The sequence below is a fragment of the Achromobacter sp. CSND-B12 genome, assembly GCF_052906545.1.
The window spans coordinates 5,038,456-5,063,358 of sequence record NZ_JBREGJ010000001.1 but is presented as its reverse complement, the minus strand read 5'-3'; the positions used below and the strand labels follow the sequence as shown (position 1 = coordinate 5,063,358).

18 protein-coding genes are annotated in these 24,903 nt (G+C 66.9%); 4 read left to right on the top strand and 14 right to left on the bottom strand.

The annotated features are described in order from the left end of the window. Positions 1–87 precede the first annotated feature (87 nt). Positions 88–1,479, bottom strand: coding sequence for an L-serine ammonia-lyase (locus tag ACUTAG_RS23785; RefSeq protein ID WP_006388346.1), 1,392 nt, complete (start codon positions 1,477–1,479; stop codon positions 88–90). Positions 1,480–1,654: 175 nt separating this feature from the next. Between ACUTAG_RS23785 and ACUTAG_RS23780 the strand changes: the two genes are divergently transcribed. Next, positions 1,655–3,316, top strand: a complete 1,662-nt coding sequence (locus ACUTAG_RS23780) for a Na/Pi cotransporter family protein (RefSeq protein ID WP_006388345.1) — start codon at positions 1,655–1,657, stop codon at positions 3,314–3,316. A gap of 751 nt (positions 3,317–4,067) precedes the next feature. Here the strand turns inward: ACUTAG_RS23780 and ACUTAG_RS23775 are convergent. From ACUTAG_RS23775 to polA, 3 genes are all read right to left on the bottom strand, one after another. Next, positions 4,068–4,856, bottom strand: coding sequence for a dienelactone hydrolase family protein (locus ACUTAG_RS23775; RefSeq protein ID WP_047992281.1), 789 nt, complete (start codon positions 4,854–4,856; stop codon positions 4,068–4,070). A 115-nt stretch (positions 4,857–4,971) separates the two neighbouring features. Then, positions 4,972–5,811, bottom strand: a complete 840-nt coding sequence (locus ACUTAG_RS23770; RefSeq protein ID WP_006388343.1) for a ZIP family metal transporter — start codon at positions 5,809–5,811, stop codon at positions 4,972–4,974. Positions 5,812–5,961: 150 nt separating this feature from the next. After that, positions 5,962–8,679, bottom strand: coding sequence for a DNA polymerase I (gene polA / locus ACUTAG_RS23765; RefSeq protein ID WP_026383126.1), 2,718 nt, complete (start codon positions 8,677–8,679; stop codon positions 5,962–5,964). Between polA and ACUTAG_RS23760 the strand changes: the two genes are divergently transcribed. Further along, complete coding sequence (locus ACUTAG_RS23760; RefSeq protein ID WP_444978597.1) at positions 8,678–9,394, top strand: LOG family protein; 717 nt, start codon at positions 8,678–8,680, stop codon at positions 9,392–9,394. The genes polA and ACUTAG_RS23760 overlap by 2 nt on opposite strands. Positions 9,395–9,461: 67 nt before the next feature. On the opposite strand, the gene ACUTAG_RS23755 is transcribed toward ACUTAG_RS23760, so the two are convergent. Next, a complete protein-coding gene (locus ACUTAG_RS23755) occupies positions 9,462–10,886 on the bottom strand; it encodes a M20 family metallopeptidase (RefSeq protein WP_054480939.1) in 1,425 nt (474 codons plus the stop codon). Positions 10,887–10,956: 70 nt separating this feature from the next. Then, positions 10,957–11,946 (bottom strand): Bug family tripartite tricarboxylate transporter substrate binding protein, encoded by a 990-nt coding sequence (locus ACUTAG_RS23750; protein WP_233436969.1) that lies wholly within the window; start codon positions 11,944–11,946, stop codon positions 10,957–10,959. A gap of 133 nt (positions 11,947–12,079) precedes the next feature. Between ACUTAG_RS23750 and ACUTAG_RS23745 the strand changes: the two genes are divergently transcribed. Continuing rightward, the gene (locus tag ACUTAG_RS23745) at positions 12,080–13,024 is read left to right on the top strand and encodes a LysR family transcriptional regulator (protein ID WP_148316506.1); all 945 of its coding nucleotides are present in this window, start codon (positions 12,080–12,082) and stop codon (positions 13,022–13,024) included. Between the two features lie 19 nt (positions 13,025–13,043). Here the strand turns inward: ACUTAG_RS23745 and ACUTAG_RS23740 are convergent, their stop codons facing one another. Beyond that, the gene (locus ACUTAG_RS23740) at positions 13,044–13,904 is read right to left on the bottom strand and encodes a LysR family transcriptional regulator (protein ID WP_148316504.1); all 861 of its coding nucleotides are present in this window, start codon (positions 13,902–13,904) and stop codon (positions 13,044–13,046) included. Between the two features lie 106 nt (positions 13,905–14,010). Between ACUTAG_RS23740 and ACUTAG_RS23735 the strand changes: the two genes are divergently transcribed. Beyond that, a complete protein-coding gene (locus ACUTAG_RS23735; RefSeq protein ID WP_006388336.1) occupies positions 14,011–14,403 on the top strand; it encodes a tautomerase family protein in 393 nt (130 codons plus the stop codon). Between the two features lie 181 nt (positions 14,404–14,584). On the opposite strand, the gene typA is transcribed toward ACUTAG_RS23735, so the two are convergent. The 7 genes from typA to rluB all read right to left on the bottom strand — a co-directional run bounded on the left by typA (position 14,585) and on the right by rluB (position 24,883). Next, positions 14,585–16,408 carry a translational GTPase TypA gene (typA, locus tag ACUTAG_RS23730; RefSeq protein WP_006388335.1) on the bottom strand — a complete coding sequence of 608 codons (1,824 nt, stop codon included), beginning with the start codon at positions 16,406–16,408 and terminating at the stop codon, positions 14,585–14,587. Next, positions 16,405–17,154, bottom strand: a complete 750-nt coding sequence (gene truB, locus ACUTAG_RS23725) for a tRNA pseudouridine(55) synthase TruB (RefSeq protein WP_006388334.1) — start codon at positions 17,152–17,154, stop codon at positions 16,405–16,407. The genes typA and truB overlap by 4 nt, the downstream gene beginning before the upstream one ends. A gap of 39 nt (positions 17,155–17,193) precedes the next feature. After that, on the bottom strand, positions 17,194–17,595 hold the full coding sequence (rbfA, locus tag ACUTAG_RS23720) for a 30S ribosome-binding factor RbfA (protein ID WP_006388333.1): 402 nt from the start codon (positions 17,593–17,595) through the stop codon (positions 17,194–17,196). A gap of 23 nt (positions 17,596–17,618) precedes the next feature. Next, positions 17,619–20,672, bottom strand: coding sequence for a translation initiation factor IF-2 (infB, locus tag ACUTAG_RS23715; RefSeq protein WP_148316503.1), 3,054 nt, complete (start codon positions 20,670–20,672; stop codon positions 17,619–17,621). Positions 20,673–20,764: 92 nt separating this feature from the next. After that, positions 20,765–22,243: a transcription termination factor NusA gene (nusA, locus tag ACUTAG_RS23710; protein WP_006388330.1), complete on the bottom strand. Its 1,479-nt coding sequence runs from the start codon at positions 22,241–22,243 to the stop codon at positions 20,765–20,767. After that, a complete protein-coding gene (gene rimP / locus ACUTAG_RS23705; protein WP_026383122.1) occupies positions 22,240–22,743 on the bottom strand; it encodes a ribosome maturation factor RimP in 504 nt (167 codons plus the stop codon). Before rimP ends, nusA begins: the two co-directional genes overlap by 4 nt. 403 nt (positions 22,744–23,146) lie before the next feature. Beyond that, positions 23,147–24,883 carry a 23S rRNA pseudouridine(2605) synthase RluB gene (gene rluB, locus ACUTAG_RS23700; RefSeq protein WP_054445452.1) on the bottom strand — a complete coding sequence of 579 codons (1,737 nt, stop codon included), beginning with the start codon at positions 24,881–24,883 and terminating at the stop codon, positions 23,147–23,149. Positions 24,884–24,903: the final 20 nt, after the last annotated feature.

Genomic DNA, 24,903 nt, shown 5'->3' with positions numbered 1-24,903 from the left:
AAGGCGCGTTTTCATCCTGAGGCGGCTCGGCAATGAAAAAAAGCCCCTTGAGCGATCAAGGGGCTTTTTGTTTGGGGCGCGCCCGCCTCAGCACTCGACGATATTCACCGCCAGGCCGCCGCGCGCCGTTTCCTTGTACTTGGTCTTCATGTCGGCGCCGGTCTCGCGCATGGTCTTGATGACCGAATCCAGCGACACGTAGTGCTGGCCGTCGCCGCGCAATGCCATGCGGGCGGCGTTGACGGCCTTGATCGAGGCCATGGCGTTGCGTTCGATACAGGGAATCTGCACCAATCCGCCGACCGGGTCGCAGGTCAGGCCCAGGTTGTGCTCCATGCCGATCTCGGCCGCGTTCTCGACCTGCTCGACCGAGCCGCCCAGCGCAGCGGCCAGGCCGCCAGCCGCCATCGAACAGGCCACGCCGACCTCGCCCTGGCAGCCGACTTCGGCGCCGGACAGCGAGGCGTTGTACTTGTACAGCAGGCCCACGGCCGCCGCGGTCAGCAGGAAGTCGCGCACGCCCTCGCGGTTGGAACCGGGGACAAAACGGTCGTAGTAGTGCAGCACCGCCGGGATGATGCCCGCCGCGCCGTTGGTCGGCGCCGTCACCACCCGGCCGCCGGCGGCGTTTTCCTCGTTCACCGCCATGGCGTACAAGTTGACCCAGTCCATCACCGACAGCGGATCGGACAGCGTGCGCTCGGCGCGCTGGGTCAGGTTGCGGTACAGTTCGGGGGCGCGGCGGCGCACCCGCAGCGGACCCGGCAGCTCGCCGTCGGCTTCGGGATAGTTGATGCCGCAGCCGCGCGAAACGCAGTCCTGCATCACCTGCCAGATGCGGTCCAGCCCGGCCGCGACCTCGCCGGCCTCGCGCCAGGTCAGCTCGTTCTTCATCATCAACTGGGCCACGCTCAGGCCGCTCTCGCGGCACATGGTCAGCAACTCGCGGCCGGTGCGGAACGGGTACGGCAACTGGTCGTGCGCGGCGATGACCTGGCTGTTGGACGCGCCCGCCGTCACCACGAAGCCGCCGCCCACCGACAGGTAACGGGCCTCGCGCAGCGACTGGCCCTCGGCATCGAAGGCGTGGAATTTCATGCCGTTGGGGTGCTCGGCCATGGCTTCGCGGCGGTAGAACATCATGTGTTCCTTTTCCACGAACGGCACCGGATAGTGGCCCAGCAACGGCAGCTGGCGGCTGGCCCGCACCGAGGCGATCATGCCGGCGATGGCGGCGGGGTCGACGGTATCCGGGGCCTCGCCCATCAGGCCCAGCAGCACGCCCTTGTCGGTGCCGTGGCCCTTGCCCGTGGCGCCGAGCGACCCATAGAGTTCGGCGCGCACGCTCGCCACCTTGGGCAGCAGGCCGTCGCGCTCCAGCCCCTGGGCAAACAGCAATGCGGCCCGCATGGGGCCGACGGTATGGGAACTCGACGGGCCTATGCCTATTTTGAACAGATCGAAAACGGAAACGGCCACCGCAACTCCCCTGCATCCAAGAATGATCCGGCAATGATACGCGCAAGGTCCGACACTACGCAGCAAAGCCCTGCGGGGCGTATGCTGTATTCCAGGGACGGGTTTCCCCACCTGCCCCGGCATGCGATCATTACAGAATTATTTCTTGTCATAAAAAGAATGGAACCACCCCAGGATGTCCGGACTCATTACCCTGCTTGACTTCGCCGGCTACGTCGCCCTGCTGCTGTGGGGCGTGCACATGGTCCAGACAGGCGTGCAACGCGCCTTCGGCGCCGCCCTCGGCGCTGCCCTCGGCCGGGCGCTGGGCACCCGCTTGCGCGCCTTCGCCGCCGGCCTGGGCATCACCGCGGCGCTGCAGAGCAGCACCGCCACCGGCCTGATGATCACCGGCTTTGCCGCGGGCGGCGTGGTCGGCCTGGTGCCGGCCCTGGCCGCCATGCTCGGCGCCAACGTCGGCACCACGCTGATCGTGCAGTTGCTGTCGTTCGACCTGACCTCGCTGGCGCCCATCCTGATCCTCGCCGGCGTCTGGATGTTCCGCCGCTATCCGCCGGGCCGCACCCGCGACCTGGGCCGCGTCTTCATCGGCCTCGGCCTGCTGCTGCTGTCGCTGCACCAACTGGTGGAACTGTTCGAGCCGTTCCAGACCGCTCCCATGCTGGGCATGATCCTGGACGCCCTGGCCACCCAGCCGGTGGCGGCCGTGCTGCTGTCTGCCGCCTTCACCTGGGCCGCCCACTCCAGCGTCGCCGTGGTGGTGCTGGTCATGTCGCTGGCCAGCCATCACATGGTGGCGCCGCACGTGGCTTTCGCGCTGGTGCTGGGCGCCAACCTCGGCACCGCCATCAACCCCATGATCGAGGGCGTCACCGGCGACGACCCCGCCGCCCGCCGCCTGCCCCTGGGCAACCTGCTGACCCGCATCCTGGGGGTGCTGGCCGGCCTGGTGCTGCTGCCCTGGCTGCAACCGCTGATGAGCGAGATGTCCAGCGACCCGGCGCGCGCCGTCGCCAACTTCCACACCCTCTTCAACGCCGTCATTGCGCTGGCGTTCCTGCCGCTGCTGGCGCCCTACGCCGCCCTGCTGACCCGCTGGCTGCCCAAGCGCGCCGATCCCAATGACCCGTCCCGCCCGCAATACCTGGACGAATGGGCCCACGACGTGCCCGCCGTCGCGCTGGGCAACGCCGCCCGCGAAGCCCTGCGCATGGCCGACATGCTGCAGACCCTGCTGCTGTACGCGCGCGCCGGCTTCAAGCGCGACAATCGCCACCGCATGGTGCAGGCGCGCCAGCTCGACACGGCCCTGGACAAGCTCGAAAGCGCCATCACCACTTACCTGGCCACGCTCGACCAGGAAAACATGACGCGCGACGACGTGCAGCGCATGGATGACATCCTTGCCTTCATCAGCAACATCGGCCATGCCGGCGACATCGCCCACCACGGCCTGCTCAGCCACATCGCCAAGCTGCGCAAGCAGGGCTGGACCTTCTCCCCCGAACAACGCGCCAGCCTCGACGACACCCTGGGTGAACTGATCTCCAACCAGCGCCAGGCCGCCGCCCTGTTCGTCAACGACGACCTGCGCCAGGCCCGCGCCCTGGCTGGCGAAAAGTCCCGTTTCCGCACCATCGAAACGCAGGCCGCGGACGCCCATCTGCAGAAAATCAAGGGCGGCCAGGTCGACGCCGCCGAAGTCGGCGCCCTCTACCTCGACATCCTGCGCGACATGAAGGGCATCAACTCCCACCTGGTCGGCGCCGCCGCCTATCCCCTCCTGGCCCGCCACGGCGAACTCCTCCCCAGCCGCCTGCGCGAAGCGGGGAATTAGGGCCCCCACGCGGCGCGCGCTTCGCGCGCTTGCTGCCCCCCGAGGGGGCTGGCCCGCCTTCGGGCGGCCGGGCGGCGGGCCGGCCCCCACGCCGCGCGCGCTTCGCGCGCTTGCTGCCCCCCGAGGGGGCTGGCCCGCCTTCGGGCGGCCGGGCGGCGGGCCGGCCATCCTGGCGGGAGATTTTTGAAGGCTCCCGCGCTGCCCAGCAATGGCTGCCACCGTTGGGGGCTACCCCGGCTTGAAGCAACTGTGTCGCACGGTGGCGATTGCCGCATGCGATAGAACTCGCTCCCCTTCATTCATCTACGGGGCGCAATAGGCGGACAGTTCTCTCCGCGACACCGCACTACCTATCGCCCCCCTCTTCCCGCGCGCGCGCAGCGAACCCGGCCCCGACGCCGCACACCGCGTATGCAGGATCGGCTGCCCGCGCAGCCGACCCTGGCGGGCCCCGCAAACCTCTCGCATGCCGCCGCGGTCCAGCAGCGCCCCATGCCTCGAAACCGGTAGCCCGGCGCGGGTGCCGCACGGGTGGGCGCGCCGTCAGATGCGCCCGACGGAAACCGTAGGAAGCCGAAGGCGTACGAGGTTGAGGTTGGGGTAGTCCGGAGCGAAGGCTCCGGACCGCAATCGCAGGCGCGCCCACCCGTGCGGCACCCGCGCCGGGCGGCCTACGAAAGCAACACCCCCTAAAAAAAACCGCCACGCAAACGCGCAGCGGCTTCTCATGACGCCAAGGGCACAATCCCTCTCAAAGGTACCGCTTGAACCACTCCAGCATCCTCCCCCACCCATCCTTGGCCGCTTCCGCCTGATAACTCATCCGGTAATCCGCCAGGAAAGCATGATCCGCCTGCGGGTACACCACGAACTCGGAGCGCCTGGCATTTTCATTGCCGCCGGCCAGCTTGGTTTTCATTATTTCGATATCCGACACAGGAATGCTGGCATCCTTGGCGCCATACAGGCCCAGCACCGGCGCATGCAGTTCATTGACCACATCGAACGCGAAGCGCTTGATCAACGGTCCGTGCCCCGAACTCAGTCGGCCATACCAGGCCACGCCCACCTTCACGTCCGGATTGTGCGCCGCGTACATCCAGGTCAGGCGCCCGCCCCAGCAGAACCCTGTCACCGCCACCCGCTTCGGGTCACCGCCATGCTGCGCGGCCCACGCCACGCTGGCGTCCAGGTCGGCGAACACCTGCTCGTCGGGCACCTTGCTGACGATTTCGGAGATCAGCTTGGGAATATCGGTATAGGTCGACGCATCGCCCTGGCGCTCGTACAGATTCGCGGCCACGGCCAGATAACCGGCCTTGGCCACCCGGCGGCAGATATCCTTGATGTGCTCGTGCACCCCGAAGATTTCCTGGATCACCAGCACCACTGGCAGGTCGCGCCTGCCTTCGGGGGCGGCGTAATAGGCGCTGATGGATCCATCGGCCACGGGCAACTGGAAATCCCCGTGGGCCAGCCCCTGGGCGTCCGTGTGGATCACGGTGGGGGCGACATTGCCGGCGGCGGCGGAAAAACTCATGGCGAACTCCTGGTAGGAATCAAGGCGGAGCCGATGTCCCGCGGTTCGCCTTGCGGCATCCACGACACGACCGGCCAGGTTCGAAAGCAAAGCCGGGTATCGCGCACGCTGCGGTTCAATGCGTATGCACGTGCTCTGTACGCGCCGCGCCGTGGCCGGCGCCCGCCTCGTGATCATGCCCGTGGTGCATCAGCGTCGTGACGCTGTAGATCAGCACCACGCCCACGCCCACCAGCAGCAATTGCGGCACCGCATCGGCCAGGGATACCCGTTCGTGCATCTGCGGCATCAGGTCGGCCACCGAGATGTAGAGGAAGCTGCTCGCGGCAACCACCAATACGTACGGCACCCAGTCCTGCGCCTGTTGCAGCACGAAGTAGCCTATTATGCCGCCCACGGCTGAACACAAGCTGGTGAACAGGATCAGCGCGAAAGCGCGACGGCGCGCCAGGCCGGCGTTGAGCAGCACCACGAAATCGCCCAGCTTGTGCGGCACCTCGTGCACGATGATCGAGGCGGCCGTCAGCACGCCCAGCAGCGGATCGGTCAGGAAGGCCGCCGCAACCAGCACGCCGTCGCACAGGTTGTGCAGCGAACTGCCGATCAGGATAAGCACGCCCCCGCGCCCCGCCTCGTGGCGGTCGTGGCCATGATGATGATGGTGGCCGTCGCCCTCGTGATGGTGGCTGTGGCGCAGCAGCGCGATCTTCTCCAGCACGAAAAAGCCGATCAGCGACGCCAGCATCAGGCCGAACAGCACATGGGCATCGGCCACCCCGCTTTCAAAGGCCTCCGGCAGCAGGTGCAGCAGCGCGACCGACAGCAGCACTCCCACGGACAGGCTGACCATGTGGTGCAGATAGTGGGCGAAAACCTTGTAGGCCAGCCAGCTGGCGACAAGGACGGCGATGAGGCCGCCGGTGATGGTGGCAAGAAGGACCCAGAGCAGCAGCATTTGGGGGACGTATTATTGTCAGGGAGGAAGCGCAACATTATATTGTTGCAGGACAAAAAGCGGAAATAGGCCGCCCAAGGAAGCCGTGCCCTTCCCTTGCGCGGCCCGCGCTCCTCGCCCACGCGGCGCCAGTGACGCCGCGCCCGGGCTTCAGTGCGCCTGTTCCCAGTTCTTGCCCACGCCCACCTCGGCCACCAGCGGTACGCGCAGCTCGGCCACGTTGCACATCAGGCGCGGCAGGGTTTGCTTGACCAGCTCCAGTTCGGCGTCCGGCGCTTCCAGCACCAGTTCGTCGTGCACCTGCATGATCATGCGGGTCTGCAGCTTTTCGGCTTCGAGCCAGTCCTGCACCGCCACCATCGCCATCTTGATGAGGTCGGCCGCGGTGCCCTGCATCGGCGCGTTGATCGCCGCGCGCTCGGCGCCCTGGCGACGCGGCCCCGAGGCGCCGCGGATCTCCGGCAGCTGCAGCCGGCGCCCGAACACGGTCTCGACGTAGCCTTGCTCGCGGGCCACGCGGCGCGTGTTCTCCATGTACATGGCCACGCCGGGATAGCGGGCGAAGTAGCGGTCGATATACGCTTGCGCCGCGTCGCGCGTGATACCCAGGTTGGACGCCAGGCCAAACACGCCCATGCCGTAGATCAGGCCGAAGTTGATCGCCTTGGCCGCGCGCCGCTGCTCGGACGACACATCCGCCAGCGCCACGCCGAACACTTCCGACGCCGTGGCGCGGTGGATGTCCTCGCCGGCCGCGAAGGCGCGCTGCAGGTTGGCGTCGTCCGACACGTGCGCCATGATGCGCAGCTCGATCTGCGAATAGTCGGCCGACAGCAGCAGCCCCTGCTCGGCGATGAAGGCCTCGCGCACCCGGCGCCCGGCCTCGGTGCGCACCGGGATGTTCTGCAGGTTGGGATCGGACGACGCCAGGCGGCCAGTGATCACCGCGGCCTGCGAATAGTGCGTGTGCACGCGGCCGGTATCGGGATTGATCATGCGCGGCAGCTTGTCCGTGTAAGTGGACTTCAGCTTGGACAGCCCGCGGTACTCCAGCAGCACCTGCGGCAGCGGGTAGTCCTGCGCCAGCTTGCTCAGCACTTCCTCGTCGGTCGATGGCGCGCCGCCGGCGGTCTTGCGCACCACCGGCAACTGCATGCGTCCGAACAGGATCTCGCCCAGCTGCTTGGGCGAATTCAGGTTGAAGGGCTGCCCTGCCAGTTCATAGGCCTTCTGCTCGAGCTGCAGCATTTCCTGGCCCAGCTTGTGGCTCTGGCGGCCGAGTTCCGCCGCATCGACCTTGACGCCGTTGCGCTCGATCGTGGTCAGCACCGCCGACACCTGCATCTCCAGCAGGTAGATGCGTTCCAGCCCGGCATCGGCCGCCACCTGCGGGCGCAGCACCTGGTGCAGTTGCAGCGTGAAGTCGGCGTCCTCGGCGGCGTAATGGCCGGCCTTGTCCACCGCCACTTCGTCGAAGCCGATCTGCTTGGCACCCTTGCCGCACAGGTCTTCGTACGAAACCCCGCTGCGGCCCAGATAGCGCTGCGCCAGGTCGTTCAGGCCGACGCCGCGATGCGACTCCAGCACGTAGGCCTGCAGCATGGTGTCTTCGGCGATGCCCGCCAGGCGGATGCCTTCGTTGGCGAACACGTGGGTGTCGTACTTGGCGTGATGCAGCAGCTTGGCGCGCGAGGCGTCTTCCAGCCACGGACGCAGCCGTGCCAGCACCTCGTCCTTGGGCAGTTGCGTGGCGCCATCCGGGCCGCGGTGCGCGACCGGGATATAGCAGGCCACGCCCGGCGCCACCGCCATCGACAGGCCGACCAATTTGGCCTGCATCTCGTCCAGCGAGGTGGTCTCCGTATCCACCGCCACCAGCGCCGCCTTGTCCACCTGTTCCATCCAGGCGTCGAACGCCGGCCAGTCGGCAATGATGCGGTAATCCAGCTCCGTGGGCGCGGCCGGCACTTCGGCCGCCACGCGGGCGTCGCCCGTCGGCACGCGCTCGGCGTCGCCGGTCAGATCGCGCAGCCAGGTGCGGAAACCGTAGCGTTCGTACAGTTCGGTCAGGGTGGCGTCGTCGCGATCGCGCGGCGTCAGGTCGTCGACGCTGTCGACGTGGCCGGTCAGGTCGCAGTCGCACTTCACCGTCAGCAGCTGGCGCGTCAGCGGGAAATTGGGGATGGCTTCGCGCAGGTTGTTGCCCGCCACGCCCTTGATGCCTTCGGCGCCTTCGACCAGCTTGTCGATCGAGCCGAACTCGGAGATCCACTTGGCGGCCGTCTTGGGGCCGACCTTGGTCACGCCCGGAACGTTGTCGACGGTATCGCCCACCAGCATCAGGTAGTCGACGATGCGGTCCGGCGCCACGCCGAACTTGTTGAGCACGCCGGCCTCGTCCAGCACCTCGCCGCTCATGGTGTTGACCAGGGTGACGTGGCTGTTGACCAGTTGCGCCAGGTCCTTGTCGCCGGTGGACACCACCGTATGCACGCCGCGTTCGGCGGCGCGGCAGGCCAGCGTGCCGATCACGTCATCGGCCTCGACCCCCTCGATGGCCAGCACCGGCCAACCCAGGGCGCGCACGGCGCGGTGGATGGGCTCGATCTGGGCCGCCAGGTCTTCCGGCATGGGCGGACGGTGCGACTTGTATTCCGGATACAGATCGTCGCGGAACGTCTTGCCACGCGCATCGAAAATACATGCGGCATACTCTGCCTTATAGTCGGATACAAGCTTGCGCAACATATTGACTACGCCGTACAGCGCACCCGTAGGTTCGCCTTGCGCATTGCGCAAATCAGGCATAGCGTGGAAAGCGCGGTACAAGTAGCTTGAACCGTCGACCAGCAATAAGGTTTTTTTCATGGTTACAAAGGCAGATATGGCAACAACTGCGGCAACAACTGCGACGGCAATTGCGGCGACGCCCGCCGAAAAACAAATTCCGCTGATTATGTCAGAGATACGGACGGCGGCGGAAAAGCTCGCGCACATCGGGCCCGCGGTCAGTGTCTTCGGCAGCGCGCGCGTCAGCCGCAACTCCCCCCACTATGAAACCACCGTGGCAATCTCGGCCGCCCTGGCCGAAGCGGGGTTCGCGGTCATCGCGGGCGGCGGCCCGGGCATCATGGAGGCGGCCAACAAGGGGGCCTTCGAAACCGGCGGCACCAGCATCGGGCTGAACATCAGCCTGCCGCACGAAGCCCATAACAACGAGTATCAGACCATCAGTCTGTCGTTTGAGTACTTTTTCTCCCGCAAGGCCACGTTCTTCATGCACAGCTTCGCCTACGTGGCGATGCCGGGCGGCTTCGGCACCCTGGACGAGCTCTTCGAAGCGTTGACGCTGATCCAGACCGGCAAGGTCCCGCCCGCGCCCATCGTGCTGGTGGGCAGCGAATACTGGTCCGGCCTGGTCGAATGGCTGGGCGGCCAGGTACTGGGCAATGGCATGATCGGGGCGCATGACCTGGATCTGTTCATCATCGAGGATGATCCGCGCAAGGTCGTGCGCAAGGTGGTCGAGTTCCACCAGAAGGTCAGCACGGAAGCGCAATACGCGCCGTCTCTGCCGGCCTGACGCCCGCTGGCCGGGAAAGACGCCCGGCAATACCGGGCGGCCGCGGATCGCGGCCGCCCGCCTGCGCCTACTTGCGCATGAACGACGGCAGCACGTCCGCCGGAATCGGGCAGACGTACGGCTGGCCGCGGCGCATTTCCAACAACTCTTCCTTGGCGCGCGCCAGCGTCTCGGGCTGCCGATAGAGATCCGCCGCCGTGGCGGCGATGATCTTGGCCGCGTGCACCATGCCCTTGTGCGCCAGCGACAGCTTGCCCTGCGCCACCATCTGCCACGAATGGAACGGCGTGCCGTAGGCATAGCAGGCGCCCCAGCATTGCGCGGTGGGCGTCACCCAGCTGACGTCGCCCACATCGGTCGAGCCGTAGCTGATCTCGTGCCTGCCGGGCTCGTAGGGCGCCACGCCGCTGAACAACGGCGTCGGATTGCGCAGCACCGCGCCCAGGTTCTTGCCGGCGTTGTCGATGTCATCGGCCGAAATCGCGTCCCACATGCGGCGCGCGGCCTGCTGTTCGCCCTCGGTGTAAGCGGGTCCCTGCAGCGCCTGCATGTTGGCGTACATGACCTGGTTCAGCACGCCGTTGGGAATGTAGTTGGAGCAGGCCTTGTCGAACACGATCTCCAGTTCGCAGCCGGTCATCAGCGCCGCGCCGCGGGCCACGTTCTTGACCCGTTCGTACAGCTCGGCGGCCTGCGAATTGATCGGCGCGCGCACCAGGTACAGCACTTCGGCGCGGGCCTGCACCACGTTGGGCGAGATGCCGCCGCTGTTGGTCACCGCGTAGTGCACCCGCGCGTCCGGCACCATGTGCTCGCGCAGGTAATTCACGCCCACGTTCATCAGCTCCACCGCGTCCAGCGCGCTGCGTCCCAGGTGTGGCGAATTGGCCGCGTGCGCCGCCACGCCACGAAAGCGGAAATAGGCCTGGATGTTTGCCAGCGACGACTGGTGGAAGATGCCGGTGTGCGAAGCCGGATGCCAGGTCAGCGCCGCGTCCAGGTCGTCGAACAGGCCGGCGCGCGCCATGAAGGTCTTGCCCGAGCCGCCCTCCTCGGCCGGACAGCCATAGAAACGGATACGGCCCGGCAGGCCATTGCGCTCGAGGAATTCCTTGACCGCCACCGCCGCGAAATGCGCGGCCGTGCCCAGCAGGTGGTGGCCGCAGCCATGGCCGTTGCCGTTGGGCGTTTCCGGCGACGGCTGGCAGGCGTAGGCGCCGCTTTCCTGGCTCAGGCCGGACAGGGCATCGTATTCGCCCAGGATGCCGATCACCGGGCCGTCCGTGCCGGCCTCGGCGACGAAGGCCGTTGGGATGCCGGCGGCGTCGCGGGTGACGCGAAAGCCGGCCTCCTCCAGCATGGCGATGTGCAGTTCGGCCGACTTGTGCTCGTCATAGCGCAATTCGGCCAGGCTCCAGATGCGGTCGCTCAGCTCGGCGTAGCGGTCGCTGCGCGCGTCGATGAACGGGGCAAGAATGTCGATGGCTCCCATCGTGTCTCCAGTTGCGGTCTACAGGATCTGCGGGCGCCGGCCACGGTACGTCGCCGGCGGCGGCAAAACGTCATTCGTCGAGCTTGATGGCGGCAGTTTCAATGATTTTGCGATTGGCGGCCAGGGTCTGCGCGATGCGCTGGCTGAAAGCCTGCGGCGTGCCGGTGTCGGGCTCGGCGCCCAGGGTGGCCAGCCGCTGCACCAGCGCCGGCTCGGCCAGCGCCCGCCGCACCGCGTCGTTCAGGCGCAGCACCACGGCCTCGGGCGTGCCCGCCGGCGCCACCAGGCCAAACCAGGTCTGGCCCAGCGCATTCAACTGCGGGTAGCCCAGTTCGGCCAGCGTCGGCAGCTGCGGCAGGCCGGCCAGTCGCGCGGGGGCGGCCACCGCGATCGGCCGCAGCTTGCCCGCCTTGATCAAGGACTGGGCCGAGGCGTACTGATCCTGCTGCACCTGCACCTCGCCGCCCACGGCGGCCGTCAACGCGGGCCCCATGCCTCGGTAGGGCACGTGCAACACCTCGACCTGGAGGTCGGCATTCATCGCCGCCAGGTTCAGGTGCCCGAGCGACCCCACGCCTGGCGAACCGAAGGAATACTTGCCCGGATGCGCCCGCAATTCGGCCAGGAACTGCGCGAAGTCCGTCGCCGGAAAGGCCGGGTTCACCATCCACACCACCGGCACATTCGCCACCGAACCCACCGCCGTCAGTTGCTTTGCCGGATCGACGCGCGCCGTACCGTACAACAGCGGATTGACCGCCATGGTGCTGACGGTGGCCATGCCCAGCGTATAGCCGTCGGGCTCGGCCCGCGCCACCGCCTCGGTGCCGATCAGGCCGCCGGCGCCGGCGCGGTTCTCCACCACCACGCTCTGGCCCAGCTCCTTGCGCAGGCCGTCGGCCACCGCCCGCGCCAGGACATCGGTGGAACCGCCGGGCGCGAACGGCACGATCAGGCGCACCGGCTGCGAGGGATAGACGCCCTGCGCGTGCGCCAGGGACGAAACGCCGACCAGTGCGGCGCAGACGAAAGCATGCAACAGACGGGACTTCATCTTCATGGAACGGCGAATCCTTGAGTGGAAACCGGTAGCCGGCGTCACGCCATTCTGGGCAGGGCATATCCTTATTTCAAATACATTAACTAGCCAATATATTCATATTTTGAATATCTCGATCCGGAATGCTCGATCCATGGACGTCGCTCCCGCCACCCTGCTCGCCCGGCTGCTGGCCAAGGGGCGCCTGCGCCACCTGCAACTGCTGGCCGGGGTCGCCGAGCTGGGCAGCCTGCAACAGGCCGCCGCGCAGATCGGCATGAGCCAGCCGGCCGCCACCCATGCCTTGGCGGACATCGAATCCCTGCTGGGCGTGGAGCTGTTCGAACGCCACGCCCGCGGCATGCGCGCCACCCGCTGTGGGCAGTTGATGGCCGATTGCGCGCGCGGCATGCTCACCACGCTGCGCGCCTCGACCGACTCGGTCGCGGCCCTGCGCGGCGGCGCCGCCGGCGGCCTGCGCTTGGGCGCCATCCCGGCAGCCAGCAGCGGCCTGCTGACGCAACATCTGCCGGCCTACATGCGGGCCCATCCGGACCTGCAGGTGGACTTGCAGGAAGGCAGCCGCGAACAATTGCTGCCGCTGGCGGCTGCGGGCAATCTGGACATGCTGCTGTGCCGGCGCCCCGAAGCGATGCCCGCCGGCCTGGACTTCGTCCCGCTGCAACAGGATGGCGCCGTCATCGTCGCCACGCCCGGCCATCCGTTGCTCGCCAGCGACGCCGCGCCGACATTGGCGCAGGTGGCAACCCAGCTCTGGATCCAGCCACGTCCGGAACTGGCGATCCACGCCGTCTTCACCGCTTTCTTCGAACGCGCCGGCGTGGTTCCGCGGCTATGCCGCCTGGCCAGCGCCGCGCCACCCATGCCACTGCTGATCGCCGTCATGCAGGCGCAGCAGGCGCTGGCCATGGTGCCGCTGACGCTGGCCGGCTGGTATCTGCAACATGGCCATTTTCAGCGCCTGCGGATCGAATCGCCTGGCGCCTTCCAGCCCATCGGCGCCATCGTCGGACAGGCGGGTCCGGGCCGCGAATTCCTGCACTGGTTGATGCGCGCGCCGGAACAACCGGCCCCCTGACCGCCGCGCCGAGACCGGCTCAACGCAGCGCCCGCTCGATCGCTTCGCGCGCCTGGCCGATAAAGGCATCTTCGCCCGGCCGCGCCGGCAGCAGGCGGAATTCAACGTCGGGCAATGGCGGCAGGCCGGGCGCCTGCAGGCGGCCGATGCCTGGCGCCAGTGCCGACTCGTTCAAGCAGGCCACGCCCAGCCCCGCACCGATCGCCAGTTGCAACCCCGCGACGCCCGAGGCCACGTGCGCCACGGCGTACGGCACGGCGCGCCGCGCCAGCAATCGTTCGGCATACTGGCGCAACGCGCAGGTCTCGGGCAGCGCCAGCAATGGCAATGGTTCCGGCGGCGCCGGCGCGCCCTCGGCCGCCATCCACAGCAACGACTCACGCCGCAGCAATGGTCCCAACGCCCGCCCTTTCGACGCCCCGCGCTCCAGGATCACCATCGAAATGCCGACATCGACTTCGCCGCGTTCGTAGGCGGCCTCGATCGCGCCGCTTTTCATGATGGTGACGTGCATGCGCACCTGGGGATACTGCTCGTTCAGGCGCCACAGCAGGCGCGCCACGTCGCCGGGCCGGAAGTAGTCGGTGATGCACAGCCGCAACTCTCCACGCAGCGCCACGCCGCGCAGGTCGCGGTAGGCTTCGTCGCTGAGCGCCAGGATGGCGCGCGCATGCGCCAGCAGGCGTTCGCCGGCGGGGGTCGCGACCACGCCCGACTTGCCGCGGATCAGCAGCGGCTGGCCGGCCCGCTCCTCCAGCTTGCGCATCTGTTCGCTGACGGAGGATTGCGACAGGAACACCTTGGGCGCGGCCGCCGTCAGGCTGCCCGCATCCAGCACCGCCACCAGCGTGCGCAACTGGTCGAGATCGAATCCGGACATGGCTTATCCAACGGTTTATACGATGGAAGAAATCGTAAATTCCCGCTTTTCCGATGTCAATGCCATCCCTACACTGGCTCCATTCCCCTCACCCAAGGAGCCTGTCATGCCCCACATCGTCGTCCACGTATCCGGCCAGCCCGACGCCGCCCGCAACCGCCGCATCGTCGATTCGGTCGCCAGCCTGACCCAGTCGGTGCTCGGCAAGAAGCTGCCGGTCATCGCCATCACGCTGCAGCACATTCCGCTGGACCAATGGTTCATCGGCGGGCGCCCCTTGTCGGAACTGGGCAGGAACGCCTTTCACCTGGACATCAGCGTCACCGACGAGACCAACACCAAGGCCGAGAAGGCGCGCTTCATCCAGGAGATCTACGCAGCCTTCGGCGAGATCCTCGGCGAGCTGCACGAATGTTCCTACGTGCATGTAATCGACGCGCGCGCGGCCGCCTATGGCTATGGCGGCAAGACGCAGGAATACCGGCACCAGCACGCCTGAGCCCGCGTGCCGGCGCACGGGCGGCGGCCGCTGCGCCGCGTGGTCGGCAGCGTGTGGGCCGTCGACCGCTTGAACAGCGCCGCAGGCAAGCCCGCGGCCACGAATGAAAAAAAGCCGCGCACCCCGAAGGGTGTGCGGCTTTCCGATTGCCAGGCGCGCGGGGCCTGAACCCCGCCCCGCCTTACACGGCGGATTCGCGCGCGGCGCGCTTGCGCTCGTTTTCCTGCAGGTAGCGCTTGCGCAGACGGATCGACTTGGGCGTGATTTCCACCAGTTCGTCGTCGTCGATGAATTCCACGGCGTACTCCAGCGACATCTGGATCGGCGGCACCAGGCGCACGGCTTCGTCGGTGCCCGAGGCGCGCACGTTGGTCAGCTGCTTGCCCTTGATCGGGTTCACGACCAGGTCGTTGTCACGGCTGTGGATGCCGATGATCATGCCTTCGTACAGCGCATCGCCCGGGTTCACGAACATGCGGCCGCGATCCTGCAGCTTCCACAGCGCGTAGGCCACGGCGTCGCCGTTGTCCTGGCTGATCAGCACGCCGTTGCGGCGCTCGCCGATCGAGCCTTCCTTGATGGGCGCGTATTCGTGGAAGATGTGGCTCATCAGGCCGGTGCCGCGCGTCAGCGTCAGGAACTCGTTCTGGAAGCCGATCAGGCCACGGGCCGGAATCAGGTATTCCAGGCGGGTGCGGCCGCGGCCGTCCGGCTGCATGTCCTGCAGGTCGCCCTTGCGGCGGCCCAGTTCTTCCATCACGCCGCCCTGGTGGGCGTCTTCGACGTCGATGGTCAGCGACTCGAACGGCTCGCACTTGACGCCGTCGACTTCCTTGAACACCACGCGCGGACGCGACACCGCCAGCTCGTAGCCTTCGCGGCGCATCGTTTCCAGCAGGATGGTCAGGTGCAGTTCGCCGCGGCCCGACACTTCGAACACGGTGTCGTCGCCGGTGTCGCGCACGCGCAGCGCCACGTTCGACTTCAGTTCGCGGTCCAGGCGGTCGCGCAGCTGGCGGCTGGTGACGAACTTGCCTTCACGGCCGGCCAGCGGCGAGGTGTTGACCATGAAGTTCATGGTCAGGGTCGGCTCGTCGATGCGCAACATCGGCAGCACGTCCTGTGTCACGGGGTCGGTCACGGTGCAGCCGATGCCCAGGTCTTCGATACCGTTGATCAGCACGATGTCGCCGGCTTCGGCTTCGTCCACCACGATGCGCTCCAGGCCGTGGAACTTCAGCACCTGGTTGATGCGGCCGCGGCCGCCCTGGCCCTCGGGACCGAACTTGTAGGCCACTTCCATGCCGGGACGCATGCGGCCGCGGTTGATGCGGCCCACGCCGATCTTGCCGACGTAGCTGTTGTAGTCCAGCGAGATGATCTGCATTTGCAGCGGGCCGTTGGGATCGTCGTCGCGCTGCGGCACGTGCTGCAGGATGGCTTCGAACAGCGGGCGCATGTCGCCTTCGCGCACGTCCGGCGTCAGGCCGGCGTAGCCGGACAGGCCCGAGGCGTACACCACCGGGAAGTCCAGTTGCTCGTCGGTCGCGCCCAGCTTGTCGAACAGGTCGAAGGTGGCGTTGATGACGAAATCGGTGCGGGCGCCCGGCCGGTCGACCTTGTTGACCACCACGATGGGCTTCAGGCCCAGGGCCAGCGCCTTGCGGGTCACGAAGATGGTCTGCGGCATCGGGCCTTCGACGGCATCGACCAGCAGCAGCACGCCGTCGACCATCGACAGCACGCGCTCGACTTCGCCACCGAAGTCCGCGTGCCCCGGGGTGTCGACGATGTTGATGTGCGTGCCTTCGTATTCAACGGCACAGTTCTTGGCCAGAATCGTGATGCCGCGTTCTTTTTCCAGGTCGTTCGAGTCCATGACCCGTTCGGTCAGCGCCTGGTTTTCGCGGAAGGTGCCGGATTGGCGCAGCAGCTGGTCGACCAGGGTGGTTTTACCGTGGTCCACGTGGGCGATGATGGCGACGTTGCGCAAGGCGCGAGTCATAGCGAGTCCTTTAAGGTGGTGGCGGGCAGCAAGCCCGCCGGCAATTCGTTCAGTGCAAGCAATGCCTGCTTGGGGTCTGGCATCGCCTGCAAGGCATCCAGCGCAACGGCGCGTTCCAGAGAAAATGGCCCGACGTGCGTGCGCCGCAGCGCCGCCAGGTGGGCGTAACAGCCCAGCGCGCGCCCGATGTCCTGGGCCAGCGTCCGGATGTATGTGCCTTTACTGCAAGCCACATCGATCTCTGCCTGCGTCCCGTTCAGGGACAGCAGCTCGATGCGGTAAATCGTAATCTGCCGCGGCGGGCGTTCCAACTCGATGCCGGCCCGCGCGTATTCGTACAGCGGCTTGCCGTCGCGCTTGAGCGCCGAATACATGGGCGGAATCTGCTCGATCGTGCCCGAGAAACGTGACAGCGCGTCGCGCAGCGCCTGTTCCTCGACCACGAAGCCGGGCGCGGCGGTGGCCACCACGTTGCCGGTCAGGTCGCCGGAATCGGTTTCCTCGCCAAATTGCAGCGTAGCGCGGTAGGCCTTGTCGGCGTCAAGCATCGCGCCGGAAATCTTGGTTGCCCGGCCCATGCAGCACACCAGCAGGCCGGTGGCAAAGGGGTCGAGGGTGCCGGTATGGCCGGCCTTCGCCGCGTCCATGGCACGCTTGGCGCGTTGCAAGGCGTGGTTGCTCGACAAACCTACGGGTTTGTCGAGCAACAGCACACCGTCGAGCGCAAGCCCGCGTCGTTTAGCCATCGTCGGAATCCGGAAATTAAAGCAGTGACGACAGCCCGATCAGGACTGGTCTTCAGGTTCGTCGGGCACGCCCGAGTGCGGGCCGGGCCGGTTTGCGCGGTCGATGAGGATCGACATTTCGATACCACGGGCAATCTGCTCGTCGTGGAAGAAGCGCAAAGTGGGGACAGTATGAATGTGCAGCAGCTTGTACAGCTGGGAATGCAGCCAGCCGGCCTTCTCGTTCAGCAAGGCGGTCGCGGCCTCGGGCTCGGCGCCCAGAACCGTGAAATACACCTTGGCATGCGCGTAGTCGGTCGACAGTTCCACACCGGAGAGCGTGATCAAGCCAGCGCGGGTCGTGTCGATCTCGCGCTGGATGATCCCGGCCAGATCCTTCTGGATCTGGTCGGCCAACCGCAGATTGCGGCCGGGGATGGCTTTGGACTTGTGACGGCTCATTGGAAGCAATGCCTCGCGACGCTTTACAGCGTACGCGCGATTTCCTTGATTTCAAAGACTTCCAGCTGGTCGCCCACCTGGATGTCGTTGTTGCCGCGCAGCGTAAGACCGCAATCGAAGCCCGACTTGACTTCCTTGACGTCGTCCTTGAAGCGGCGCAGCGAATCGAGCTGGCCGGTCCACTGGACCACGTTGTTGCGCAGCAGGCGGACCTGCGAATCGCGACGCACCAGGCCGTCGAGCACCATGCAACCGGCGATGTTGCCGATGCGGGAGATGCTGTAGACCTCGCGGATCTCGACCAGGCCGATGATCTCTTCCTTCTTCTCGGGCGCCAGCATGCCCGACATGGCTGCCTTCACCTCGTCCACGGCGTCGTAGATGATGTTGTAGTAGCGCACGTCGATGCCGTTGGTCTCGGCCAGCTTCTTGGCGCTCGCTTCGGCGCGGACGTTGAAGCCGATCACCACGGCGTTCGAGGCGATCGCCAGGTTGATGTCGCTTTCCGAGATGCCGCCCACGGCCGCGTGCACCACTTGCACGCGCACTTCGTCGGTCGACAGCTTGGTCAGCGACTGCACCAGCGCTTCCTGCGAACCCTGGACGTCGGTCTTGACGATCAGCGCCAGGGTCTGGGTGCCTTCGCCCAGGTTGTCGAACATCGATTCCAGCTTGGCGGCCTGCTGGCGGGCCAGCTTGACGTCGCGGAACTTGCCCTGGCGGAACAGCGCGATCTCGCGCGCCTTGCGCTCGTCCGACAGCACCATCAGCTCATCGCCGGCGGCCGGCACTTCGGTCAGGCCCTGGATTTCCACGGGGATGGACGGACCGGCTGCCTGGATCGGCTTGCCGTTCTCGTCGAGCATGGCGCGCACGCGGCCGAAGCTGGCGCCGGCAAGCACCACGTCGCCACGGTGCAGCGTGCCGCTCTGGACCAGGATGGTCGCGACGGGGCCGCGGCCCTTGTCCAGGCGGGCTTCGATCACCAGGCCCTTGGCCTGCGCGTCGACCGGCGCCTTCAGTTCCAGCAGTTCGGCCTGCAGCAGCACGTTTTCGAGCAGAGCGTCGATGCCCTCGCCGGTCTTGGCCGACACCGGCACGAACGGCACGTCGCCGCCGTATTCTTCCGGCACCACTTCCTCGGCGACCAGCTCCTGCTTGACGCGCTCGGGGTTGGCGCTGGGCTTGTCGATCTTGGTCATGGCCACCACCATCGGCACGCCGGCGGCCTTGGCATGGTGGATGGCTTCGCGCGTCTGCGGCATCACGCCGTCGTCGGCCGCGCAGACCAGGATGACGATGTCGGTGGCCTTGGCGCCACGGGCACGCATGGCGGTGAACGCCTCGTGGCCCGGGGTATCCAGGAAGGTCACCATGCCACGCTCGGTTTCCACGTGATAGGCGCCGATGTGCTGCGTAATGCCGCCGGCTTCGCCCGCGGCAACCTTGGCGCGGCGGATGTAGTCCAGCAGCGAGGTCTTGCCGTGGTCGACGTGGCCCATCACGGTCACGACCGGAGCGCGCGGCAGCTGTTCGGCTTCCGACACGCTGGCGGTTTCGTCCAGGAAGGCTTCCGGGTCATCGAGCTTGGCGGCGATCGCCACGTGGCCCAGTTCCTCGACCACGATCATGGCGGTTTCCTGGTCCAGCACCTGGTTGATGGTGACCATCTGGCCCAGCTTCATCAATTGCTTGATGACTTCGGCGGCCTTGACGGACATCTTGTGGGCCAGGTCGGCCACGCTGATGGTTTCCGGCACGTGCACTTCGCGCGCGATGAATTCCTGCGGCGCCGGCTCGTTGCGGCGATCATTCTGCTGGTTGCGGCCACCACGGCCGCCACCCTTGCCACCGCCCTTGCCGCCGGCACGCCAGCCGTCGCGGCTGGCCGGCGCCGCCGGCTTGTCGGCCGGCTTCTTGCGCGAGGCGTCATCCGACCAGGTCGAGGCGACTTCGGCCGTCTTGATGGTCTTCTTGGTGCCAGGCGCGGCGGGCTTGGCGTCCTTCTTGGCGCCAGGACCCGCGGCCCCCTTGCCGGCCGGCTTGTGCAGCGTGCCCGAAATCGGCGCGGCTGCCGCGGCGGGCGCTTCCGGTTCGGGTGCGCGCAGCACCTTGCGCGGGCGGTTCAACATTTCGCGCAACGCGGCGGCTTCGGCCTCGGCGGCGCGGCGGGCCTCATCGCGGCCGGCGCCAGTGGCGGAGGCGGCGAGCGGCGGGCCGGCGCGGCGGTTGTCGGCACGGTTGCCAACCTTGGCGGCGGGCGCGGCGGCCTCGACCGGCTTGGCGGCGGACTTGGCGGGTTCGGACTTCGCCGCAGGCGGGACCTGGGCGACAACAGGCGCGGCGGCCTGGGAGGACGATGGTTCGGACTTATTGGCTAGCACAACGGGTTCCGGCTTGGCTTCTTCAGCCTTGGGCTCGGTGGATTCAGTCTTGACTTCGGGCTTGGCCTCTTCGGCCACGGGCTCGGCAGGAGCGGGCGCCGGCGTCGGTTCCGGTTCAGGCTGGGCCTGGACTTCGGCGGCGGGGGCCGCAACGGGGGCGGGCACTTCGGCCGCGACGGGTTCAACAGGCGCGGGCGCTTCCACCGGCGCGGGCGCTTCTACAGCAACGGGTTCCTGCGCCGGAGCCGGAGCGGGAGCCTGGACCGGCGCGGCTTCGCGCGGCTCGACCGGCGCCGTCACTTCGGACGCGGCCGGCGCGGACACCTGCGCGGCTTCTTCCGCGCCCGCTTCCTCTTCGGCGCGAGCGGCGGCGGCCTGCTCCAGGGCCAGTTCGGAGGGATCACGCTTGACGAACACGCGCTTCTTGCGGACCTCGACCTGGATGGTGCGCGAGCGGCCGGTGGCATCGGCCTGGCGGATCTCGGAGGTCTGGCGGCGCGTCAGGGTGATCTTCTTGCCTTCGGTCGCGCCGTGGGCGCGGCGCAGCGATTCGAGCAATTTCGCCTTGTCGCTGTCGGTGACGGAATCGTCCACCGATTTGAGGTCAACGCCAGCCGAGCGCAGCTGTTCCAGCAGCACATTGGCAGGCATTTTCAGCTCGGTAGCGAACTGGGCGACGGTGTTACTCGACATTAGGCTCTCTCTTCCCTATATGCAGCTATTACAAACAACGTGAACTTGCGGCGGACTCGACGGCCATCCGCCGCAGACCCGTGTCCTTTTGGTTATTCTTCGTCAAACCAATGGGCGCGGGCACGCATGATGAGGTCGCTGGCTTCCTGCTCGGTCAGGCCGGCGATTTCCGCCAGCTCGTCCGTCGCCAATTCGGCCAGATCATCACGCGTATGCACTTGACGCTCGGCCAGCTTGGCGGCCAGTTCCGGCGTCACGCCTTCGAGTTCGAGCAGATCCTGGGCCGTTTCAAGACGCTCTTCCTGGGCGATGGCCTCGGTCAGCAGCGCATTGCGGGCACGGGCGCGCAACTCGTTGATGGTGTCTTCGTCGAACGCCTCGATCTCCAGCAGTTCCTGCATGGGGACGTAGGCGATTTCCTCGATACCGGTGAAACCTTCGTCGATCAGGATGTCGGCGACTTCCTCATCGACATCCAGCTTGTTCATGAACGTGGCGCGCAGGCCCGAACGCTCGACTTCCTGGCGGTTCAGGCTTTCTTCCGGCGTCATGATGTTGATCTGCCAGCCGGTCAGCTCGGAAGCCAGGCGCACGTTCTGACCCTTGGCGCCGATCGCCTTGGGCAGGTTTTCCTCGTCCACCACGACGTCCATCGCGTGCTTGTCTTCGTCCACCACGATGGACTCGACGTTGGCCGGGGCCAGGGCGCCGATGACGAACTGTGCCGGATCTTCCGACCACAGCACGATGTCGACCTGCTCGCCGCCCAATTCATTGCGCACGGCGGTCACGCGCGAACCGCGCATGCCCACGCAGGTGCCGATGGGGTCGATACGCTTATCGTATGCCACCACGGCGATCTTGGCACGCACGCCGGCGTCGCGAGCGGCTGCCTTGATCTCGAGCAGGCCCTGCTCGATCTCGGGCACTTCATTCTCGAACAGCTGGCGGATGAACTCGGGCGACGTGCGCGACAGGATCACCTGCTGGCCACGGGCGGCGTGGTCGACGCGCAACACGAAGGCGCGCACGCGATCGGCGACCCGCAGGTTTTCCTTCGGGATCATTTCAGAACGCGGCAGGCGCGCTTCGATCTTGCCGGTCTCGATGATGGCGTCGCCCTTGTCCATGCGCTTGATGGTGCCGGACACGATGGTTTCGCCGCGATCCAGGAAGTCGTTCAGGACCTGTTCGCGCTCGGCGTCGCGGATCTTCTGCAGGATCGCCTGCTTGGCGGCCTGGGCGCCGATACGGCCGAACTCGATGGGCTCGAGCGGTTCCTCGATGTACTCGCCAACCTGGATGTTGGGCACGATCTCGACCGCGTCCGACAGCATTTCCTGCTTGTCGGGTTCCTGCAGGCCCGCTTCGTCGGGCACCACCAGCCAACGGCGGAAACCTTCGTGGTCACCGGTTTCACGATCGATGGCAACACGAATGTCCGCATCATCCTTGAAGCGCTTTTTCATGGCCGAGGCCAGCGCGCTTTCCAGCGCCCCGAACACGACATCACGCGTGACGTTCTTTTCACGCGCCAAGGCATCGACCAACAGAAGAATTTCGCGACTCATCGCTTTTTGCCCTTGAAATCCAGAACGGGATCCAGTTTTGCACGCTCGATATCGTCGACCGTGAAATTCAACACCTGGATTTCGTTCTTTTTTGCCTCAAATTCGAGACCGAACACGGTCTTGTGCATGCCTGCCACGGCGTCCGACGCCGCGGGCGCGTCTTCGGGCACGGTCAACGTGCCGGAGAAGACCTTGCGTCCGTCCAATGCCTCGCGCAGCTTGATCTCGATGCGTTCGCCCGCGAAGCGACGGAATTCGGCCTCGTTGCGCAACGGGCGGTCAATGCCCGGCGAACCGACTTCCAGCCGCTTGTAGTCGATGTTCTCGACCTCGTACACCCGCGACAATTGGCGGGACACCTGCTCGCAGTCTTCGATGCGCACACCGCCGACCCGATCGATCGTGACGCGCAAAAGGCCCAGCGCGGCACGTTCGACGTCGACGAGTTCGACGTCCATGCCGGCCAGTGCCTCTTCGGTCAATGCGAATAAATCAGCCATATACTCAAAAAAAATGGGCTGCACGCCCAGCCCACCGTATTGCACAGTGCCCAGCCGCCACCCTACTGCACGTAAGGAGCAATGCTGGGCAGCGCCCTATATTGCGACCTAATTTTCGGCTCGCGCCGCCCTTGCGACGCATTCGCCAGCTTCGAATTCCGCATTTGCTTGCACACCCGCCGAGCCAACCGCCACAGCCAGGATGCACGCCATCAAACAGGCATTCCGGCGCGCCAGACAGCAAAAGCGGGGCGCGAACCAGGGAACGCGCAACGAACGCGAAGCCATGAAAACCATTGATTTTACCAGATAAACTGGAAAAACGCCTGATTCGTCACGGGCTTACGGTTAAGTGGGACGCATCCGGCCGGCGGCGCCATCCTGACGCCGCCCCGAGGGTGGCTTAACGCCCCCTGCCGCCTCGGCCGCCCATCACGCCAAGGCGCGATTCATGGGCCGAGGCGCCACGCGGCTGCCAGTCGTCGCCACGAGGCGCCGAACCGCCGCGGGCCGCGCGCGGCTTGCCCCCGGCGCCCGGCCCCTTGTTGCCGCCGGCGCGCGCGCCCTCGGCCTTGTTGCCCGCGCGACCGGCTCCCGCCGGCTTGTTTCCGCGGCCGGCATTGCCGCCGCGCGCGCCTGCCGGCTTGCCGCCAGGCTTGGCGCCCGCCGGTTTCCGGCCAGCGCCCACTGTCGCTTCCGGCGCGCCGGCCGAACCAGCGGCCGCGGCGCGCACGCCGCGCGCCTTGCCGCCACCCGCCTTGCCGCCGCGTCCGCCGGACTTGCCACCCGCGCCCGCCTGGCCGCGACCGCCAGCGGGCTTGCCGCCCTTGCGATTGCCGTTGGCTTCGCCCGCCAGAGGGTGCCCATTGGCATAGCCGCCCGCGATCATCAGCCCGGTTCCGAAGGGATCGGAGGGACACGCCGCCGCCTGGCCAGCGCTGCCGGCACGGCCACCCTGGATCTTGCCGCGACGGCCGATGCGGGCACCGTTCATGCCGTTGCGGTCCATGGTGCCAAAGCCGGGAGGCAAGGCGCTGTCATGCGATTGCGGTTGCTTGGAGCGGCGGCGGTTACCGCCCGACTCGTCGTCTTCACGCAACAGCCCGAGCTGCACCATCAGCGCGGTGACCAGCGAGGCGTCCAGTTCCTCCCAGCGGCCACGACGCAGCGTGCGGGGCAACACCACGTCGCCAAAGCGGGTGCGGATCAGCCGGCTGACCGTTACACCAACCGCCTCGAACATGCGGCGCACTTCGCGATTGCGGCCTTCCTGCAGCGTCACCCGATACCAACGGTTGCTGCCGTCGCCACCCAGGTAATCGAGCGCGCCGAAAGCGGCCACGCCGTCTTCCAGCTCGATGCCATCGACCAGCGATTGACGCTGCGCCTCGTCCATCTCGCCCAGCACACGCACGGCGTATTCACGCTCGGTGCCGTAACGCGGGTGCATGATGCGGTTGGCCATGTCGCCCGACGTAGTGAAGATCAGCAGACCCTCGGTATTCAGATCGAGCCGGCCGACCGACAGCCACTTGCCGGTGCGCAGCTTGGGCAGGCGCGCAAACACGCTGGCGCGGCCGCCCGGATCGTCATGGCTGACGATTTCACCTGCCGGCTTGTGATACAGGATCACGCGCGGCGGCTTCTTGGTATTGGTCCGCATGATCGGCTTGCCATTGACCCGCACTTGGTCATTCGGCGCTACGCGCTGGCCGATGTGCGCCGGCTCGCCGTTGACCGATACACGGCCGGCGACGATCAGCTCTTCCATCTCTCGACGCGAGCCAATGCCCGCATCCGCCAGCACCTTGTGCAGCTTGGGCATGACGGCTTCGCTGTTCAGGTACTTGCCCAACCGCTGCTCCATGCGGTCGGCGGTCTCGAGGTACGACAGCGCCTGCTCGGCTTCCTGCTCGCCGCCACGGGCATCCGCCGCATCCGCCTGGCCAGCCGTCGCGGCCTGCCCTTCGGTAGCGGGAGCCTGCTCGGCGGCCGCGTCACCGCGACGGCGGCGGAACGGCGTGCGCAATTTGCGGCCACGGCCACGGGCTTCGCCCTCGGCGGCCGGTTCGCGGCCGGCGGAAGCTTCCGCCGGCGCGTTGGAAACGGCGTCGTCCGGACGGGGGTTGTCGTCCTGCATTGCTGTATTCGTTGTCACTG